The 19,885-nt window shown below is 50.5% G+C and carries 16 protein-coding genes and 1 CRISPR repeat array; of the genes, 11 read left to right on the top strand and 5 right to left on the bottom strand.

Translation table 11 applies throughout. From position 1 onward, the window contains the following. Positions 1-65 precede the first annotated feature (65 nt). Complete coding sequence (gene vapB, locus C7A19_RS09500; protein ID WP_069363032.1) at positions 66-299, top strand: type II toxin-antitoxin system VapB family antitoxin; 234 nt, start codon at positions 66-68, stop codon at positions 297-299. Beyond that, complete coding sequence (locus tag C7A19_RS09505) at positions 292-714, top strand: type II toxin-antitoxin system VapC family toxin (RefSeq protein WP_235614287.1); 423 nt, start codon at positions 292-294, stop codon at positions 712-714. Before vapB ends, C7A19_RS09505 begins: the two co-directional genes overlap by 8 nt. A 28-nt stretch (positions 715-742) precedes the next feature. On the opposite strand, the gene C7A19_RS09510 is transcribed toward C7A19_RS09505, so the two are convergent. From C7A19_RS09510 to C7A19_RS09530, 5 genes are all read right to left on the bottom strand, one after another. Beyond that, positions 743-1,024 (bottom strand): DUF134 domain-containing protein, encoded by a 282-nt coding sequence (locus C7A19_RS09510; RefSeq protein WP_116644769.1) that lies wholly within the window; start codon positions 1,022-1,024, stop codon positions 743-745. A gap of 127 nt (positions 1,025-1,151) precedes the next feature. Then, on the bottom strand, positions 1,152-2,600 hold the full coding sequence (gnd, locus tag C7A19_RS09515) for a decarboxylating NADP(+)-dependent phosphogluconate dehydrogenase (protein ID WP_116644770.1): 1,449 nt from the start codon (positions 2,598-2,600) through the stop codon (positions 1,152-1,154). An 11-nt stretch (positions 2,601-2,611) separates the two neighbouring features. Next, positions 2,612-3,337, bottom strand: coding sequence for a 6-phosphogluconolactonase (pgl, locus tag C7A19_RS09520; RefSeq protein WP_116644771.1), 726 nt, complete (start codon positions 3,335-3,337; stop codon positions 2,612-2,614). Next, complete coding sequence (zwf, locus tag C7A19_RS09525) at positions 3,334-4,836, bottom strand: glucose-6-phosphate dehydrogenase (protein ID WP_077458389.1); 1,503 nt, start codon at positions 4,834-4,836, stop codon at positions 3,334-3,336. Before zwf ends, pgl begins: the two co-directional genes overlap by 4 nt. 221 nt (positions 4,837-5,057) lie before the next feature. After that, positions 5,058-5,981 (bottom strand): LysR family transcriptional regulator, encoded by a 924-nt coding sequence (locus C7A19_RS09530; RefSeq protein WP_116644772.1) that lies wholly within the window; start codon positions 5,979-5,981, stop codon positions 5,058-5,060. A 223-nt stretch (positions 5,982-6,204) separates the two neighbouring features. Between C7A19_RS09530 and C7A19_RS09535 the strand changes: the two genes are divergently transcribed. From C7A19_RS09535 to csm6, 9 genes are all read left to right on the top strand, one after another. Then, positions 6,205-7,836, top strand: coding sequence for an alpha-glucosidase (locus C7A19_RS09535; protein WP_116644773.1), 1,632 nt, complete (start codon positions 6,205-6,207; stop codon positions 7,834-7,836). Between the two features lie 568 nt (positions 7,837-8,404). After that, complete coding sequence (locus C7A19_RS09540) at positions 8,405-10,171, top strand: hypothetical protein (RefSeq protein ID WP_116644774.1); 1,767 nt, start codon at positions 8,405-8,407, stop codon at positions 10,169-10,171. After that, complete coding sequence (locus C7A19_RS09545) at positions 10,164-10,763, top strand: RAMP superfamily CRISPR-associated protein (RefSeq protein ID WP_116644775.1); 600 nt, start codon at positions 10,164-10,166, stop codon at positions 10,761-10,763. The genes C7A19_RS09540 and C7A19_RS09545 overlap by 8 nt, the downstream gene beginning before the upstream one ends. Before the next feature lie 3 nt (positions 10,764-10,766). Beyond that, positions 10,767-12,338, top strand: a complete 1,572-nt coding sequence (locus tag C7A19_RS09550) for an RAMP superfamily CRISPR-associated protein (RefSeq protein WP_116644776.1) — start codon at positions 10,767-10,769, stop codon at positions 12,336-12,338. Further along, on the top strand, positions 12,335-13,747 hold the full coding sequence (locus tag C7A19_RS09555; protein ID WP_116644777.1) for an RAMP superfamily CRISPR-associated protein: 1,413 nt from the start codon (positions 12,335-12,337) through the stop codon (positions 13,745-13,747). Before C7A19_RS09550 ends, C7A19_RS09555 begins: the two co-directional genes overlap by 4 nt. Further along, positions 13,744-14,253 (top strand): hypothetical protein, encoded by a 510-nt coding sequence (locus tag C7A19_RS15590; RefSeq protein WP_162300261.1) that lies wholly within the window; start codon positions 13,744-13,746, stop codon positions 14,251-14,253. The genes C7A19_RS09555 and C7A19_RS15590 overlap by 4 nt, the downstream gene beginning before the upstream one ends. Position 14,254: 1 nt before the next feature. After that, a complete protein-coding gene (locus tag C7A19_RS09560) occupies positions 14,255-16,504 on the top strand; it encodes a TIGR03986 family CRISPR-associated RAMP protein (protein WP_162300262.1) in 2,250 nt (749 codons plus the stop codon). Positions 16,505-16,512: 8 nt separating this feature from the next. Then, a complete protein-coding gene (gene cas6, locus C7A19_RS09565) occupies positions 16,513-17,397 on the top strand; it encodes a CRISPR system precrRNA processing endoribonuclease RAMP protein Cas6 (protein ID WP_116644779.1) in 885 nt (294 codons plus the stop codon). 92 nt (positions 17,398-17,489) lie between these two features. After that, positions 17,490-18,797, top strand: a complete 1,308-nt coding sequence (gene csm6 / locus C7A19_RS09570) for a CRISPR-associated ring nuclease Csm6 (protein WP_162300263.1) — start codon at positions 17,490-17,492, stop codon at positions 18,795-18,797. A 176-nt stretch (positions 18,798-18,973) separates the two neighbouring features. Beyond that, positions 18,974-19,878: a CRISPR direct-repeat array (repeat unit 23 nt; unit sequence GTCAGGGCGTGGTCCGTGAGGAC). Positions 19,879-19,885 lie beyond the last annotated feature (7 nt).

The following is a 19,885-nucleotide window of genomic DNA, read 5'->3' on the forward strand; positions in this document are numbered from 1 at the left end:
GCTTGACATATGCCACACTGAAATTATACTGAATAAAGATTGAACAGATACATGGCGAGGACCTTATGAGAACAATATCCATTTTCAAAAATGGCAAGAATCAAGCGGTACGCTTGCCAAAGGATTTTGAGTTTGACGGCGTTAATGAGCTTGAAATTCATAAAGAGGGGGATGTCATCACCTTACGCCCAGCTCGACCAAGTTGGCTCTCATTTGGCGAGCTCGAAAAGGCTGATAGTGATTTCATGACCCATCGCGAGGAGCTGATAAAAGACGAGGGACGGTTCAACTTTGACTAATAAAATCAACTATATGCTTGATACATGTATTTGTTCATTCATTATGAGAGAGCAACCCAGAGCGGTGTTGAAAAAGCTTCACACTGTTGTCGGCAATCAACATCGCATTGTTATCTCAGCCATTACCTATCAAGAGATGCAATATGGGTTGTTAGGAAAAAAGGCATCACCAAAACATGCGGTGCTTGTTGATGCTTTTCTTCAGCGAATCGATGAGATTTTACCTTGGGATAAAGCCGCTGTTGACGCGACAACTGCAGTTAAGCGCAATCTAATGAATAAAGGCCCCCCTATTGGCGGAAACGACACAGCAATTGCAGGTCACGCCATTGCGACTGGTTGTGTACTAGTCACAAACAATACGAGGGAGTTTCAGCGTGTTGAAGGACTGAAACTTGAAGATTGGGCTCAATAGTGCCGACGTAACGACGGCTCATGTCGAACTACTCTTCTGACTCAAACACCAGTGCTTTGCCTTCTACGAGGCAGGCGGTGGTTTTGGCGCGGGCGCGTTTTACCAGGTTGGCTAACGTTTGACGGGATACGCCCATGACTTCCGCGGCTCGCAGTTGCTGCATCCCTTGATGGTCAACAAGGCGCATGGCTTCGAACTCATCCAAACCTATGGTCACCGTCTCTAGCTCACTGAGTGGAATGGCGTTGGGTTTAAAACAGTTGGTATGCGGTTTCCCGCAGATACGGCGGGGCATTTTAGGACGCGGCATAGGGTCTCCTTTTTCGCCTATGCTAAGCGAGTTTATTGCTTATGCCAACAAAAAGGGATGCCAATGCATCCCTTTTCTATTTATTACTACTGGCAGTGACTTAGTCTGCCACGTTACACGCCGTACGTTACACGTCGTACGTCGTCGAGGCGGTATTACCGCCGGTGCCTGTCCAGTTGGTGTGGAAGAACTCACCACGTGGCTGGTCAAGACGCTCATAGGTGTGCGCGCCGAAGTAGTCACGCTGGGCTTGCAGCAGGTTCGCCGGCAAACGTGCTGTGGTGTAACCATCCAAGAAGGTCAGCGCCGATGTGGTACATGGCATTGGGATACCGGTTTCCATCGATTTCGCTGCCACTTTACGCCATGCGGCTAAGCAGTTATCTAAGATCCCTTTAAAGTACGCATCTGAGCCCAAGAAGGCCAAGTTAGGATCTTTATCAAACGCATCACGGATGTTACCTAAGAAGGCTGAGCGGATAATACAGCCACCGCGCCACATCAGCGCGACGTTACCGTAGTTGAGATCCCAGCCGTTCTCATCAGACGCTTCACGCATCAGCATAAAGCCTTGCGCGTAAGAGATGATTTTTGACGCCAGCAGCGCTTGACGCAGCGCATCAACCCATTCGGCTTTGTCACCATCAACCGGTTGGATGTGTTTTTCAAACAGCTTCTCTGCCGCGACACGCTGATCTTTCAATGCTGACAGGCAACGCGAAAATACCGATTCGGAGATCAGGGTCAGCGGAATGCCAAGATCCAGGGCGTTGATGCCGGTCCATTTACCGGTGCCTTTTTGACCCGCGGTGTCGAGAATTTTCTCAACCAGTGGCTCACCGTCTTGGTCTTTATAACCTAAAATATCCGAGGTGATCTCTACTAAGTAGCTATCCAGCTCGGTTTTGTTCCAATCGGTAAACACCTGTTGCATCTCGTCATGGCTCATGCCAAGGCCATCTTTCATGAACTGATACGCTTCGGTGATCAGCTGCATATCGCCATACTCGATACCGTTGTGCACCATTTTCACAAAGTGGCCCGCGCCATCACGGCCGACCCAGTCACAACATGGCTCGCCGCTATCTGTTTTTGCTGCGATATCTTGGAAGATAGGTTTCACCGCTGGCCACGCTTCTTCTGAGCCGCCTGGCATAATTGACGGCCCAAAACGTGCACCCTCTTCACCGCCAGACACACCAGCACCGATAAAGTGAATGCCTTTTTCACGCAGCGCTGCCACGCGACGGTTGGTATCTGGGTAGTTAGTGTTACCGCCATCAATAATGATGTCGCCTTTCTCAAGCAATGGGGTGAGTTTGTCGATAAAGGTATCGACCACATCACCGGCGCGAACCATCAGCATCACTTTACGTGGCGTTTCTAGCTTCTCAACCAACTCTTCCAGTGAATAAGCGCCAACGATGTTAGTGCCCTTGGCTGGGCCTTCAAGAAACTCATCCACTTTGGCCGCGGTACGGTTATGCGCCACGACTTTAAAGCCGTTGTCATTCATGTTGAGGATCAGGTTTTGGCCCATGACCGCCAAACCAATTACGCCGATATCACCTTTCATCGTGCTCTCCATTAATTCTGTTCTGGTAATTTTTTTGCTGCCGCGGTATCGAGTACCCACTCCGTGGTGCCTTTGGCACTGCGGATATTGGCGGCAGGATATGGCAGTTGAGTGGGCTCGTGTGAGGCGATCTCATGCACAATCGCTTGCTTGCCTTCACCCAACACCAGATAACTGATTTTCTTCGCCGCGCGCAGCACACGGGCGGTTTTTGATACCCGCTTTTGACCCGACTCAGGATGCGAGGCCACCAGCGCGAGCGCGGTATTGTCATACTGAGGATCGTGCGGGAATAGCGAGGCGGTATGGCCATCGCCACCGACGCCCAGCAAGATCCAATCAAACACAGGCGTGCCGTTTTCGCTTGGGATCAGCGCTTGCATTTCCGCACTAAAGCGCGCGGCTTCCACATCCGGATCGTCTTCACCACGAATACGATGAATGTTCTCTTCTGGAATGCGAATCTGGCTAAACAGCAGTTTGTCGGCTTCGCCAAAGTTGCTCTCAGCATCATCCGGTGCCACGCAACGCTCATCGCCCCACCAAAAATGCAGGTTTTGCCATTGAATCGCATTGGCGTAGTCATCACTGGCTAAACGCTTAAACAGCATTTTGGGCGTGCTGCCGCCAGAAAGCGAAATGTGTACGGCACGATCTTGCTCACTGAGCGTTTGCATCGCGTCGGCTAAGTGATTGACCACCGCGTCGGCATCATCAAAAATTCGGGCATTTATCATAATTCGCAGTATTCCGTGTCAGTCAGGTTTTTGCAGGGAAAGCGCCACGCATGGCCATCACGCTCAAGCAATTGATCCGCTTCTTTCGGCCCCCAAGTGCCACAGGCATAACCATATAACGCTTTGCCATTATCTTTATATTGAAGAATCGGCTCAACAAACTGCCAGCAGGCTTCCACCGCGTCACTGCGGGCAAACAAGGTGGCATCGCCTTTAAGCGCATCCAGCAACAAACGTTCATAAGCCGTCAGCATCTGGGTTTCTTCCAGCGACGTATAATGGAAGTCCATATTGACCGCTTTGGCGTTAAAGCCAGCACCCGGCTCTTTAAGACCAAAGCTCATTTGAATGCCTTCATCCGGCTGAATGCGGATCACCAAACGGTTCTCGGGCGCGTTTTTACCGAACACAGGGTGCGGAGTCTGTTTAAAGTGGATCACCACTTCGGTCACGCGTGTTGGCAAGCGTTTACCGGTGCGCACATAAAAGGGCACCCCATTCCAACGCCAGTTGTTGATAAACATCTTCAGGCCAACATAAGTCTCGGTACGCGAGTCTTCGGCGACACCTGGCTCATCACGGTAACTGGGTAGTGGTTTGCCCCCAACTTGCGATTCAGTGTACTGACCCAGCACCAAGTTATTGTGCAAGTCGTCTTCAGAGAGCGGCTCGAGCGATTGCAGTGCTTTAAACACCTCATCACGCATCGCATCAGCATTGATTTGTGCAGGCGGCTCCATCGCCACCAGCGATAACACTTGCAACAAGTGATTTTGGAACATATCGCGCACCGCACCCGATTGATCGTAGTAACCACCACGGCCTTCCACCCCAAGGTTTTCAGCACCGGTGATCTCAACATAATCGATGAAGTTACGGTTCCAGAGCGGCTCAAACATCGCATTAGAAAAACGGAAAACCAGTAGATTTTGTACCGTTTCTTTGCCTAGGTAATGATCAATGCGGTAAATCTGATGTTCGGCAAAGTGGGCGTGAATGTCTTTGTCGAGCTGGCGCGCAGAGGCAAGATCGTAACCAAACGGTTTTTCGACCACCAAGCGTTTCCAACCGTGACTTTCATCATTCAAACCATGTGCGGCGAGGCAGGCAGGGATAAAGTTGTACAGCTTCGGCGGCGTAGCAAGGTAAAACAAGGTATTACGCTGGGTGAAGCCATATTGTTCGGACAATTCGTCTAAACGGCCTGTTAGCGCGCCATACTCGTGGGTATCAGAGATATTAAATGATTGATAGTGCACGTGCGCCATAAAGGCGTCGAGCGTGGCAGGATCAGTTTCTTCAAGCTCTTGCATTGAGTGACGTAGTTTATCGCGAAATGACTCGTCACTGTAGAAGGTGCGGCTTGCGCCTAAAATCGCGAAAGACGCAGGCAGCTGTTTGTTCGCATACAAATGATACAGGGCTGGGATCAGCTTACGGAAGGTCAGATCGCCAGATGCACCAAAAATAACAATACTGCTGTTTTCTGGAATTACCATCATCTTTCCTTTGATAATAAAGGTACTGCATGTGATTTGCGCCACAAATTAGCAGCGCTAAGGCCAAATTGGTAATTGGCGCTACCTATTGATTTCATCGATGTCACCACTGGAACACACTGAATCGGCTAGCCAATCCCTACATTCGCAGCCAGCACGACACAGACAGTGTGCGACAAAGGCGGCCTAGTCTAGCACTTTCTTACTCAATAAGCTTTACCCTAACTGGTATGACGTGGCGAGATGCCCACCTGCTGGGCAGCCTCACACAGCTGTTGGATCAGCGCGTCGACTTTTTCATTCCGCTCATTGCGCAAGGTATATAAGCCGACGTTACCTCTCTTACTCGGGTGAACCCCCAACACGCTTACCCCCTGACTGGCCAGATACATCTGGGCTCGGCTGGTATAGGGCATCACCGCCTGAGTGTCGTGTAATAAGTCGATACCGGGACTGAGAGCATCAACATCAAACACCACTTGGTTGACGTGCGTCGTTGGGCTGATGGGGTTCGCTAGCAAATGCGCATGCCGGGCATGATCAGGCGTGACACGCATCAAAGGCCAATCACTTAGGCGCTGAGGGTCAATGCTGGCGGACGTGTCTGTGAGTAGCGGATGGTTGTCAGCCACATAATAACTTTCTGCGTCCTGAAACAACGGCATAAAACGCACTTGCTGGCTGGCGACCAGATCGTCAATTTCATGACCGATAAACACATCCACATCACCACTGAGCAGCGACGCCATTAATGCCAAACGGTTACCAAATTCAATATGGACGGCACACTGGCGATCCGCTTGATAATCAAGCACTGCCGATTTAACAAACAAGGGCCACCACGCTTCCCCGGTGCCAAGCTTTATTTGTCCCGCTTCACGCGCTTGCAAAGCATGAATCTGGGCATAAAGCCGTTGCCGCTCGGCGTGCAGTGCCGTGGCATGCTGATAATAAAGCTCTCCTGCTGCAGTCATACTGACGCCACGAGGGTGGCGAACCAACAGCGGACACGCGAAACGTTGCTCCAGCTTTTGGATCTGTGCCGTCAATGAGGGCTGGCTGATCCCTAACTGCAACGCGGCCGCTTTAATGCCACCCGCCTCAACCACCGCAATAAAGTAGCCGGCGACTTTTTCTACATCCATACCGCACTCACTCACAATTTAGTGAATTACTTTATAGCCTAATAGGGATACACGATTCAATGATAACGCCTATTTTTAGTCCATTAGCACCTTACCTATAGCCAGTCGGTTATATCAAAAAGCGCCACGGCTATTTTTCTTGGCACCGCTCGCGCGCTAAGCTGTTGACCACATCTCAAGCTGAGGCTTTGAGGATTTTTATTGTCAATAAGAGGTAATCGGTATGCAGAACGCTTGGTGGCATGATGCCGTTGTTTATCAAATCTACCCTCGCAGTTTTTACGACACCAATGGTGATGGCATTGGCGATCTGAACGGGATTATCGAGAAACTCGATTACTTACATTGGCTCGGCGTCAATGTGTTATGGCTATCACCGGTGTACCAATCGCCGATGGATGACAATGGCTACGACATTTCCGATTACTGCGCGATCGCGCCTGAATTTGGCACCATGGAAGACATGACGCGCTTGATTGATAAAGCCGGCTCGCTCGGCATCAAAATCGTGATGGATTTGGTCGTCAATCACACCTCCGACGAACACCCTTGGTTCCAAGCTGCGCTTCAAGACAAAAACAGTCCCTATCGCGACTTTTACATTTGGCGCGATGCCAAACCCGATGGCAGTGCGCCGGATGATCAAGGCTCAATTTTTGGTGGCAGTGCATGGCAATGGGAGCCAAACACCGAGCAGTATTACTTTCACTTGTTCTCCAAACGTCAGCCCGACCTGAACTGGGAAAACCCCGCCGTCCATGACGCCGTGCATAAAATGATGAACTGGTGGATCGACAAAGGCATTGGCGGATTCCGCCTCGATGTGATTGATTTAATTGGTAAGGAAATCGACAAAGGCATTACCGGCAACGGCCCGCGCCTTCACCCTCTGCTGCAGGCGATGAACCAAGCAACATTTGGCGGCAAAGACTTGCTCACCGTCGGCGAAACATGGGGCGCAACGCCGGAGATTGCCAAGCTTTATAGCGCACCGGAACGCAATGAACTCTCCATGGTGTTCCAATTTGAACACATTACCGCGACCTGGAAAGACGGCGATAAATGGCAGCCCGTGCCGCTGGATGTCGCCGCCCTTAAACAGGTACTGTTCAAATGGCAACAAGAGCTGGCCGATAGCGGTTGGAACTCACTGTTTTGGAACAACCACGATTTGCCGCGCGCCGTATCCAAATTTGGTCACGACGGCCAATACCGAACCCGCTCGGCAAAAATGCTCGCCACAACCTTGCACTTAATGAAAGGCACGCCCTATATCTACCAAGGGGAAGAGATTGCGATGACCAATGTCGCCTTCCCGTCTATCGACGATTATCAAGACATCGAAACCCGCAATTTCTACGACTTGCGTGTGGCAGAAGGGGTCGATCCCGACACTATGATGGAAGCGGTCTACCAAAACAGTCGCGATAACGCCCGTACCCCGATGCAATGGGATAACGCACCGCAGGCAGGCTTTACCGAAGGAACACCATGGTTACCGGTTAATCCTAACTACACCACCATCAATGTGGCACGGGCAACTGAAAATAGCGGCTCTGTACTTTATCACTACCGCGAACTGATTAAGCTGCGCAAGCAATACCCAGTGATCGTACATGGCCAGTTTGCGCCTGTAGAAGAAGCCCACCCTAACGTGATCGCCTACGAGCGCTTCGACGATACCCACCGTATTCTCGTGGTCAGTAACTTTAGCGAGCAAAAACAAACCATCACCCTCCCCACGCATTGGCACGATAAGGCATTAACCTGCCTTAGCTACAACATGGATCCGGTCAAACAGTTGAGCACCACCTACAAACTGGCCCCTTATGAGTCGTTTGCGGTGATGATTTAACCCTTCACGGTATTGCATGGATAACGCCAAAAAGCCTGGGTTAGAGACGCCTCTAACCCAGGCTGCGAGGCTAAATAATACTGAATGTCATTAAGTCACTCGAGCTTTCTGAGAAAGCATCACAGCGCAATCGCTGCTAAACAAGTGCCTCTCTCTTTTGAGCAAAACTTCCTCTATACCGATGAAATATTAAGTCGCCCTCGCCTTAAATAAACCGCAAAAAATTTCACCAATTGGTGAACTCATTGAGTCGCAAAAATAAAAGATAAGATAGTCACCAAGGTTAAAAAACGGTGAGAATCAATGCAGAGATGTCTCTATCATTGCGGAATGTTTAACCACTCAAGTCATCGAATTAACATCAATATTGTCAATGACGTGACAGTAGTCACTTATTTAGGCATTGGTGCCGATAAATCAAGGTCAGGATTAGTCACACGATTATTTTACTTTTATTCTAATTAATTTTCGCGTGCGCGAATGCGTTCAGCAACCACAGCGTTCAACACGCTCAATTTAGTGACATTTTTGTTATTAATTTATAGGGCTTACAAAAAGGACTGAGTGCATGTTTGTATACTTGTTCGAAGCCAAATCGATACAGTCTTATCTGTTTCAATCTGGCAAACTTAAAGATGTTATCGCGGCGAGTGAACGTCTTGATAATCTGGTTGACGAAACGTCAACCAGTATTCTGCAATCCGTCATCGAATCAGCCGGTTTAGATACCGATTTATTAAACGATGAATTGATAGAATCATCAGAAACGATTCATTTTCTACGATGCAAAGGCGGTGCCTTTTACTGCTGTGCACAAACGCAAGCGCCACTCATAAAGCTGCGCTCTTTGTGGACATTAACCCTGCAACAGATGTTTCCATCGCTGGAATATACTGATGCGCTCACGGAAGCAGAGACCTTGGTAGAAGCCCTCGATCTCGGCCACCAGCAGCTCGCCAACGATCGTAATACGCCAACCATATCTTTTCCCATCGCCACCGCGCCGATTGAACGCTTTTCAAGAACCGGCCGACCCAGTGTCCGCATGTCACCGCTGGCGCAAAGAGAAGATGATGGCCTTAATCAAGTCGACATCGATACAGACTTGCACCGCCAGGCTTATCAATCCATGAATATGCGTGAAGCGGCGGCGCTGCAAGACAAATTCACGCCCGAGGATCTCCAGGGCACGATTCACTACCCGCTTGATCTTGAGAAAGACTTTCTATTCGACGATGAGCAGCACGGCGCACCAGACAGCGATCCCACCAAAGATATTGCCCTCATTCATATTGATGGTAATGGATTGGGCATACTGCTGATGCGACTCAAAAACGCACTCAAAAACACAAGTGATGCTGAACTCCGAAAAGGCTTTCGCGAATTCTCTCGCGCGCTCAATCAAGCAACCACGGTAGCGGCCAAAGAAGCCACCCAATACATTTACGACAAAGCCTGTTATCGAAAAGATACCCGTTCGTCAGATTCTATTCAGATGATACCCATGCGACCCATTGTATTGGGTGGTGATGATATTACCTTACTTTGCCGTGCCAACTTGGCCCTTGAGTTCAGCACGCGCTTTTGTAAAAAATTTATGGAAGCATCCGAGGCGGCACTGAGTGACTTATTTGATGACCTCGGCTTCCCAAAAGCGTATGAACGTTATTTAACCGCCAGTGGCGGTATTCTCTACCAAAAAGCCAGTCATCCATTTACCCACTCTCACCAGCTGGTTGAGGCATTGTGTGCGCAAGCCAAAAAACGCACAAAATCAGTCGTTGATGAGGGCGCGATTGGTCCAGCCGCACTCGCCTTTCATCGCCAATCCGAAAGCACCAATGACAGTTTCGACATCCTCGCCGATCGCACATTAGTGCTCGGTAATGAGATGCAAATGGGTCAAACGGCGTATTTTGTTGAGTCACTGAAACAGACACACACGAGCCTAGAGCGATCACCATTTGATCTGAACAAACTAAAACAGTTAGTTGCTGATTCATCATCCGCTGATCAAAACGGCATCACTACCCCGCCCGTTTCAATGGCAAGATGGCGACAAATGGCGACCGCGATTGCTCAAGGCGATATCGCCGAAGCCAACATCATTTATCATCGCGGCTTAAGTTTGGCGACAGAGAATCAAAAGCAAGCGCTGGAGACCTTACTCGATGATCTCACCCCCGATGGTTATCAACGCCAAAACTGGTACTGGATTAATCAGCAAACAGATGAGAAATACTGCCTCATTAATGATCTGCTGGTATTGCATCACTTTGCCGAGCCGGTGAAAGAAAATACGCACACAGGCGACAAGGAGACCACCCATGGATAGTTATCGACTCATCGTTGATTTACACAGCGACTGGCATGTGGGGAGCGGGCAAGAAGCCGGAGCATACGCTGATGCACTATGTCTAAAAGATAGCGCCGGATTGCCTTACCTACCCGGCAAGTCGATAAAAGGTCTCTTAAAAGAGGCGTTTCAACTCGCCACCGACAATCAATGGTTCAGCCAAGACCTTGTGCCACTTTTATTTGGTCGTGAAGGGCGTGATGGTGTGAGCGAGCAAGGTATGCTGCAAATATCCAGTGGCCAGCTTTCGGCACAAGAAAGCCGTTATCTTATTGATAACCAGGCCACTAAATATCTCTATCGCGTGCACCAATTTACCGCTATCGACCAAGAAACAGGCACCGCCAAACCATCAAGTTTAAGAAGCATGGAAGTCGCGGTACCCATGCAACTCATTGCCCAAGTCAGCCTCAATACGCAGCACCCGCATTATTGCACCCAGATCGACGGACAAGCCATCCATCAAGGGTTCGCAACTTGGTTAGCTCAGGCCATCACCTTAATCACGGCCTTAGGTGGCAAGCGGCATCGAGGGTTAGGAAAAGTGACAGTATCATTGGAGGAGGCATAGTCCATGCGTATCTATTATTCACTCACCACGGTTGACCCTATCGTGATGAGCCAAACCACTGCCACAACCCATAACCACGACAGCTTGGATTATATTCCTGGCAGTGCAATCCTGGGTGCCATCGCCGCCAAGCTTTATCCGTCGCTTAATGAGGCAGAGTCATGGGACATGTTTCATACTGGCTCGGTCAAGTTTGGGCCTTGTTTTCCAGTTGCCGATCATCAGTTAGCGCTTCCTATCCCAGCAAGTTGGCACTACAAAAAAAATCAAACCCCGTTCGCGAAAGATCAGCTCAATAAAACCAAGATAGATAACCAAGCCAGTCAGCACTTCCAACGCGCCGCCAACACACAATACAAGCAGTGTCGCAGCGGATATATTACTGCATCGGGTAAGATCGGTGAGGTAGCGAAAGGTATCAGCACCAAAACAGCCATTGAGCGCAAAACGGGCAAAGCCAAAGATCAAACCCTCTACACCTATGCATTTATCGAGGCTAAACAAACCTTTGTTGGCTGGGTTGAGTCCGATAACCAAGCGTACTTGTCAGCGATCCGTGAGCAGTTGCAAGCCCCATTAACTCTGGGCCGTTCGCGTAACACTGAATTCGGCCGCGTCGAGATCACACAGATTGATCCCCCTGCTCAACCCGAGCCGACAATAGATACACAGCAGCTGACGGTGTGGTGTTTAAGTGATTGCCAATGCATTGATGGGCGCGGTCTCCCTACTTACGTGCCCGCTCTTGAACAACTGGCTCCACACGCCAAGGGCAAACTTAACCCGTCAAAAAGCTTTATCCGCGCTGGCAGCGTGACGCGTTTTAACCAAAAACGGCAAGGTTACGACTCCGAGCAATGCGTGATCAATAAAGGATCGGTGCTGGTTTATGACTTAGAGACCCCGCTATCGCAGCAAGATTTGCTGAACCTACAGCATCAGGGACTAGGCATCAATCAACACCAAGGGCTGGGTTGGATCATGATCAATCCGGCTTGGGCCACCCAATCCACATTGGCTGATGATGACCTGTACCAGCGGTTTACTGTGCCGACAAAAACACAGCAACCATCCGAGGCACAGCCACACTCGGCGCTAACCCAGTGGGTGGCGAGCCAGATCGCGCATGACGAACGTGCCAACGATCAGAAAGAGCGCGTCAGCCGGTTAATCAAACAGATCGGGCAAGCCTACGATAAGGCCCGCCAGTACCATAATATTATCCCTCGCTACGCCGCCGGCCCCTCGTCGACCCAATGGCGACGGATTCATGAAGAATTAAAAAACAACAATCCAGACTGGCGCAAAGCGCTTTTTGATAGCAGCACGGGTATCTGTAAGGCTGACAATGACGAATTCGGCTGGGGCATCACCTGGAGTGACGGGGATAAACCCATCACATTTGCAGCTTGGCTTGAGCAAGTGCTGGCCGATCACGATGCCGCCACGGTATTGATGCTTGTCAGCCAGATCACTCGCTATGACTTCTCGCGCTATACAAGCCTAAAACAAGCCAGTCAACAAATCGGCTTTAGTCTCATTACCCACGCGCACGATTCGGAGGTTAAACAATGAGCCATATCTATGTCACTAAGCTCATCCTCGAAACCCAAAGCCCGATGGCGATCAATTCAGGTCACAGAGAAGAAGGGTTTGATACCCAACTTGCGCGCGAGGTAAATGGCTTGCCGTATATCCCGGCGAGTGCGATTGCCGGTGTTTGGCGCCATCTCGCCCACCAACGACTCGCCGACGACGGACTTCCATTAGCGTCATGGTTTGGCACCACAGAGGGCGCGTCGCGCCTGACCATTTCTCACGGCATTGTTCACGATAGCCAAAATCGCCCGGTGTCACCGCTTATGCCTGCACAAGACATCGCCAACGACCCCATTCTTAGTCGCTTGGCACTGGCGCGCCCGCACCACCGTGAGCGCGTCGCGGTAAACGATCGAGGCGCGGCAAAAGAAACCGGAAAGTTTGACCAAATCCTCTTACCCAAAGGCGTGCGTTTTAGTGTCACCCTGCAATGGCACAGTGACGAGATGAGCGAACACGAGCAACAACAGTGGCAGGCACTGCTAGCATTGTGGGCCGATCGCCACTTCACATTAGGGGCCAGCAGCCGCAATGGTCTTGGGCAAATCAAGGTGATCGCCTGTGAGCAAACATCGTTTGATTTAATGCAAGGCCCGAGTGCCGGACAGGCATTACAACAGTTTTTGCATAGTGAGAATACCAGCACACAGCCGCTTACGCCTGCAGACGATCGCCATCAAAGACGCCTCGCCTCACTGCCATTACAAGCCGTTGACAACTGGCGTTGTGGTTCTGGAACCACGCGGCTCGGCGATCACGACATCGGCAATGACATTGGGATCAAAACATACAGTGAACCCGAGATTCATTGGCAAGCCAACGACGGCGCATTTTCCGAGCCACGGCCGATTTTATGTGGCAGCAGCATCAAAGGCATTCTCGCCCACCGTCTGGCCTATCACCTGCGTCGCCATCAGGCCGATTGGGCTGAGGATCGCGACACTATGACTCACGCCGAATGGCAAGTGCGCCCAGATGCGTTGTCATCACTGTTTGGCGCCGCCACCAGTTCACAAGGGGAAGGCATTGCCGGCCACCTCTTTATTGACGATGCCGACGTGACGGATTACCGCACCACAGTACGCACCCACAACCGGATCGACCGCTTTACTGGCGGGGTGCAACAAGGCGGCTTATTCAGCGAAGAATTACTGTATCAGCCTAAATTTACCCTCAATATTTGGGTGAGCCAAAACACACGCCTCTCCTCGACGCTGCAAGCCGCCTTGGCCGATACCATCGAGGATTTGCGCCAAGGGTTATTACCCATGGGCGCCGGCAGTGGCCGCGGCACGAGCTTAGTGATGCCGCAAACAGGTGCTGAATGGATCGTGAACTGGTCAGCATTAGAGACAGAAAACCTAGAGACGGAGCGCGCGCAATGAGTTTATCCCCTTATCACACACTCCAGCATCAATCCGACGTTGATAACACAAAGCTCGGCGTCAGCTTACCGCCTTTGCATGCAGGCGTGTTGCAACTCACACAAAGCATGCTCAGTTTTGATGATGTTTGCTCTCAAATTCACACTTTTGCGCCCCAACAAGGCTGGGTGATGTACAGAGATAGCGTTGCCTCATCCGTACGGATACCCGCGCGAGACGATCTTATCGAAGCCGAATATTGCCACGGCAACGATAGTCTACAAATTCAATTGGTGGGGCCCAATCGCTACAGCGTGTGCGCGATGACCCACCAAGCCTGTGATAGCTCTCACGCAGCCGATATGGCTTACCAACACGTTTCACTGATTGGTGATGTCCGGCTCGGCAATCACCAATACGTACAATATCGTCTTTGGTACCAGCAACAAACCGACCAAGTGCAACAAGGTCGCTGGATCCCCCTTGCTCAGCAATTTATGGGCTTTGCCCCAAAAGAGGAGAAATAATATGACTGAAGTTCATGCGCCTTATCATTTTGCTCCCCTCTCTCGCTGGGTTTACATGCCGGAGTGGGCTCATTTGGTCAGTCATGATGTGCCTTTTAAAGACGGCTACTCAGGGGTTATTCATTACACCCTCTCGAATCGCACTGCCCTGTGTGTAGGCGGCCAACAAACCGCAGACAAGCCCACCAAAGTAAAATGGCAGCGAGATCCCGAAGGCAACCCCGTTATTCCTGGCTCCAGCCTTAAAGGTATGCTGCGCAACCACCTCGACATCGCCACCTTTGCTAAAATGCGCCAAGTTGACGATCAACACCTGTCATATCGTGATATTTCGACAGGAAAAACTGAGTATGCGCAAGAGATCCACGACACAAACGCCCAAGCCTATTGGATCAAATTTGATCCTGATGCAAAGCGTTGGCAGTTTAAAAAGGCAGAGCACACCGTGCTCTTTCATGCCGATCTCAATCGATACGCCCACATCAATATCAAGAACAAAGACGCGGTCCCAGACAAATATCGCGCTTATTCCTTAACTCAACCGGCAGTGCCATTTAGGCTCGGTGAACAAACCATGGAGGGAACGAAAGGAAAGCCGGTTAAAGTGGAGTGTGCAACGGACCTTGGCCAAGGCGAACAACAGGGTATTCCTGTTTTCTCAGGATTTCGCCCCGGCCGTAAAGAGTATCAAAACAAGCGCTTAAACTTTAGTTACCTCTTTTATAACGAGGCACAAGAAAATACCGACCTCCCTCGAGAAGAGGCCCAACAGCTCGTCACCAAGCTGTTTAACAGTCATGACCAAGCGCTAGTGGATTACTTAAAAGACCACCCTCACCCCACATTCGGCATACCGGTATTCGCGCGTGAGCAAGCCGGTAAGATTGTCGCGCTGGGGTTTGCCAAGATGCCGCGCAAACTATACCCACAGTCAATCAAGCAGACAGTAAAGAGCGCCCAGCCGCTGAGTGAATCAGACGCGATTTTTGATCTGCCAGAATTGCTATTCGGCACCTTGCGTGAACAAGGCTTTTCGCTCAAAAGTCGCGTTTATTTTGCTGATGCCACCTGCAGCCTCAATCAGGGCTTTAGCCACTCTAATCCAGTCATTCTTGGCGCGCCAAAAGCCAGCTTTCTACCCAATTATATTGAGCAACATACGGGGGAAAACCCCACAACCCATACCCTTACTCATTACCAAAAAGAAGCCATCCCCAAGGGATGGAAGCGCTACCCCACGCAAGCCCAATTTAATCATTCCAGCTTGCCCGACAACCTGAAGGAAAAGCGTGATGTCCAATCGCAGTTAGAGCTGCTGGCACCGGATAGTCAATTTGCCGGCAAGATTGTCTTTCATAACCTAAAAAGACAAGAAATCGGCGCGCTATTATGGGCACTGCAATTTAAAGACCCAGAGGGCAAGGTTTTTTATCATAGCTTGGGTCATGGCAAGCCCCTTGGCGCTGGGGCGGTCTCATTCACTGACTGCACCCTTGATGCCCGGCCCAACCAAACAGACGACGGTGATCCACTCGCCATCGAACAAGCGGTTGACGAATTTGTGGCGCACATGAATCACGTCTATCAAGCGAGTCACGAAGGCGAGAACAACTGGCAACACAGCCCACAAGTCCGTCATCTGTTTGCGTTTGGCGATCTGGCGGATAACCAAGAAAAAAACCTCACCTATATGCCGCTTGAATCCAAAGGTGCCGCTGGTATGAGCTATCAGCAAGCGCTGAAAGATCACAGCAAAGATGTGTTGCCCGATTGGTATCACGGTGGCACCCATCTACCCAGAAAAAGTGACCAGCCCAAACCCGCGCCCGGTGACTACAAAAATTTTGGTCAAGGGCGACTGGCGGATTTGGTCAGCCAACTCCCACTAACTGACCGCGAGCAACAACTTTGGGCGACAGCCGACGAACAAGCCGAGGCCGAGCGCAAAGCGAGTGCGTTTGCCCAGCTTTCACCACTGGAACAACAGTTTATGCAACTCGAGCACGACTTAGCATTGCCTGAAGTCCGCGCCTCTCAAGACAGACGGCGAGACTATGTGCAAGCCATGGACGAGCTGCTCGATGCCTGCTTAGCCGATCCCACTCACTATGACTTTGTTCCCACGCTACTCGCGCTTTGTCGAGACACGTCCAAGTCTGCTTATTTGGATCTGGCAAAGAATAAAAAGAACAAACCCAAATTGGCCTCACGCAAGGACAAACTGGCAGACGTAGAAGCAAAATACAAGTGAGAACAACCATGATAACACCGGCATGGGCAGCGCTAACCGAGACGTTTTCCCTGTTAAAACTGAACATTACCATTCAGCTTCAAGAGGATTCGGTGCTGCCGGCTTTTAAAGGCTCGATGCTACACGGATGGTTTGGGCATGCGCTCAAACGTGCCGACGAGCATGCCTTTTTTGTCTGTTACGGCAACCATGATAACCAACAACCCAAACCTTATATTATTTGCCCCAATGAGGATCACAAAACCCATTGGCGCAAAGGGGAGTTGTATCACTTTGACATCACCCTGTTTGGCCATGCCACACAATTGGTGGATGCCCTGTTTAAAGCATTAAAATATGGCGAATCCTTGGGAATGGGGCCACAGCGTACCCCGTTTCGTGTGTTAAGCGTGGCATCCATGACCCCCACCGGGCTGCGTTCGGGGGTTGTTCCCCTGTCGTTGGCCGACTGGCTGGCGGTGGCGCCAGTCAGTCAATTCGACACTGCGGAAAAAGAGCTGGCCATCACCTGCTTAACCCCCACACGCTTAAAGCGAAACGGCAAGGTATGCCATCAATCGCTGCCTGATCTGGGGGAGTGGGTGCAGCAGATCTTACGCCGCTTGGTGCTACTAAGTCGGTTCTGGGTAAACGACGACCAACGCCTATTTGATGCCCTTTACCAAAACCAACCGCGCATTGGCCCGCACCAAGTGAGCAGCGATTGTTACTTTGAAGACTGGCAACGCTTTTCGCACAAAAATAAGGAATTTCTTCCGTTTGGCGGCCTAAAAGGCCAAGTGAGTTTTTGCGGCGACATTGCCCACGTGATCCCGCTGTTAACCCTCGGCCAAGCCTTACATATCGGTGGCAAAACCACGTTTGGTTTAGGCAAATACCAATTAATTGCCTAACCGAGCGAATGACCAATTGGTGATGGCCGTCATCACAACGGCGCGCCATCCATAATGGCCAACACACGCCCGCGATTTAACAAGGAATGACAATGAATAAAGACTACGTTTTACTCGCCGTTGCAGGCATGACACCACAAATTATTACCGAGACCCTATACGGCATTTATCAAAAAACCCCGGAAAAGCTTCCACGCCGCGTGAAGGTGATCACTTCTCAAGCGGGGGAGGAGCGACTTATTAAGAACTTACTCGGCGATGATAGCCCGCTGAAGCAGCTGATCGCCGATTATAACCTGCCGGAGATTGCGTTTTCTCAGCAAGACATTTTGGTTCCAAAGGATCGAAACGGACAGCCGCTGAATGACGTGCAAAGTGAAGAGGATCAAGCGATCATCACAGACTTTATCACCGAGCAAGTGCGACAACTTAGCCAGCAACCGGATATTGCCATTCATGCCTCATTGGCCGGCGGGCGTAAAACCATGGGCTTTGCCTTGGGATATGCCATGAGCTTATTTGGGCGCCCATGTGACTGCCTCAGCCATGTACTCGTCAATGAACCGTACGAAACGATTCCCGACTTTTATTACCCGACCCCTTACACCGTGATGCGCGCGGATCGAAGCAAATCGACCCGTTACGATTTGAGCCAAGCCAAGGTGATGCTCGCCAATATTCCCCTAGTCATGATGCGCGAAGAAATGCCGCAAGATTTAATTAAGCGCGATGATCTCAGTTACACCGAAACGGTCAACCGAATCAACCAAGCCAATGCCATCACCCAAGAACAAGCCAGCGTGGTGCTGGACTATTCAACCATGACTATTTTTTGTGATGGCCTCCCTGTTCCCCTGCAACCGATCAACTTTGCCTTTTATAGCTGGATGGCGAAAGAAAGCCGCGAATTTCCTGGCGAAGGGATCGAGCCGGCCTCTGACGACATGTCCGCCCGCGAGCTTGATATGCGCTTAGCGCAACTTATCCATGCGACCACGTCCTTTGATAGTGCCGCATTGCCAAGCGAGCGCGACGATTGGGATCTGGTGAGGTGGGTAGAGCTCGCCGAAGAAACCGCGGAGGAAATCGTTAAACATGACACGGATTCGGGCGTTGCCCGCAAGCGTTGGTTGTTCCAAGGCGATGGAAAAGATACAGACATTCTGTTCAACAGCGACTTAGAGCGACCGCTTGATGAGCTGAGAAAACGGCACAAAAATTTATGGAATCGCTTGTTAAAAGAGACCAACAAGCAAATCACCGACAAGCTGGGTAAGAAATTAGGCCAGTACTATACCATTAATAATGTGCACAAGCGGAAAGTCAACAGAGCGGGTTATGTGTATAAAGGCCTAACGATTGCGCCTGATAATATTCAGTATAAAAACGCGACCCGTTAGACGATTTAGCCGACGGGAACACGCAAAAGGCCACATGGTTTACCATGTGGCCTTTTTTATCGCTAACGATCCTCGCGCCTAGGATTCTAGGACCTAGGCACTACCTATCAATCCCTTTAGTCAGGGCATGGTCCGTGAGGACTTGCAGTGTCATTGATTGATGTGATCAAAAAAGCGTCTTAATCCCTTTCGTCAGGGCATGGTCCGTGAGGACATAAGTCCATTGATGAGCGATTTGCGGAAGCGGCCGTCTTAATCCCTTTAGTCAGGGCGTGACATAAAGATCCTAGGGCCTAGGAATCTAGGTCCTAGGCCCTACCTATCAATCCCTTTCGTCAGGGCGTGGTCCGTGAGGACCCAAAGCTGACGGGCGGTTTGAATTTCTCGGCGGTGTCTTAATCCCTTTAGTCAGGGCATGGTCCGTGAGGACACATGTCATGCGATTGCCACAAGATGGAAATTTATGTCTTAATCCCTTTGGTCAGGGCGTGGTCCGTGAGGACCATTGAGCGTCGCCAATTCGTCGTTGTAAAGAGCGTCTTAATCCCTTTAGTCAGGGCGTGGTCCGTGAGGACCTCATTCATTCCATCAGAGGAAGGAGGTTCCTATGTCTTAATCCCTTTAGTCAGGGCGTGGTCCGTGAGGACCTGGGGCCGTTATGATCGGTAATCAGCAACACAACGTCTTAATCCCTTTAGTCAGGGCATGGTCCGTGAGGACAGATATCTTTGTGCATGGGTATATTGTACCTACGGTCTTAATCCCTTTCGTCAGGGCGTGGTCCGTGAGGACAAAAAGATTATATGGATCATTTTAACCTCATGATGTCTTAATCCCTTTCGTCAGGGCGTGGTCCGTGAGGACCAGCAGATTTTATCCGGCGCACAACCACAACAACCGTCTTAATCCCTTTCGTCAGGGCGTGGTCCGTGAGGACCGTATAATAGCCGTCATTTCCCCACGGTTGTTTGGTCTTAATCCCTTTCGTCAGGGCGTGGTCCGTGAGGACGAAAGTAAGAGTTCATTAGCATGATTATAGATCTGTCTTAATCCCTTTCGTCAGGGCGTGGTCCGTGAGGACCCATGTT

This window comes from Salinivibrio sp. HTSP (genome assembly GCF_003390965.1).
In the GTDB taxonomy this organism is placed as follows: Bacteria; Pseudomonadota; Gammaproteobacteria; order Enterobacterales; family Vibrionaceae; genus Salinivibrio; species Salinivibrio kushneri.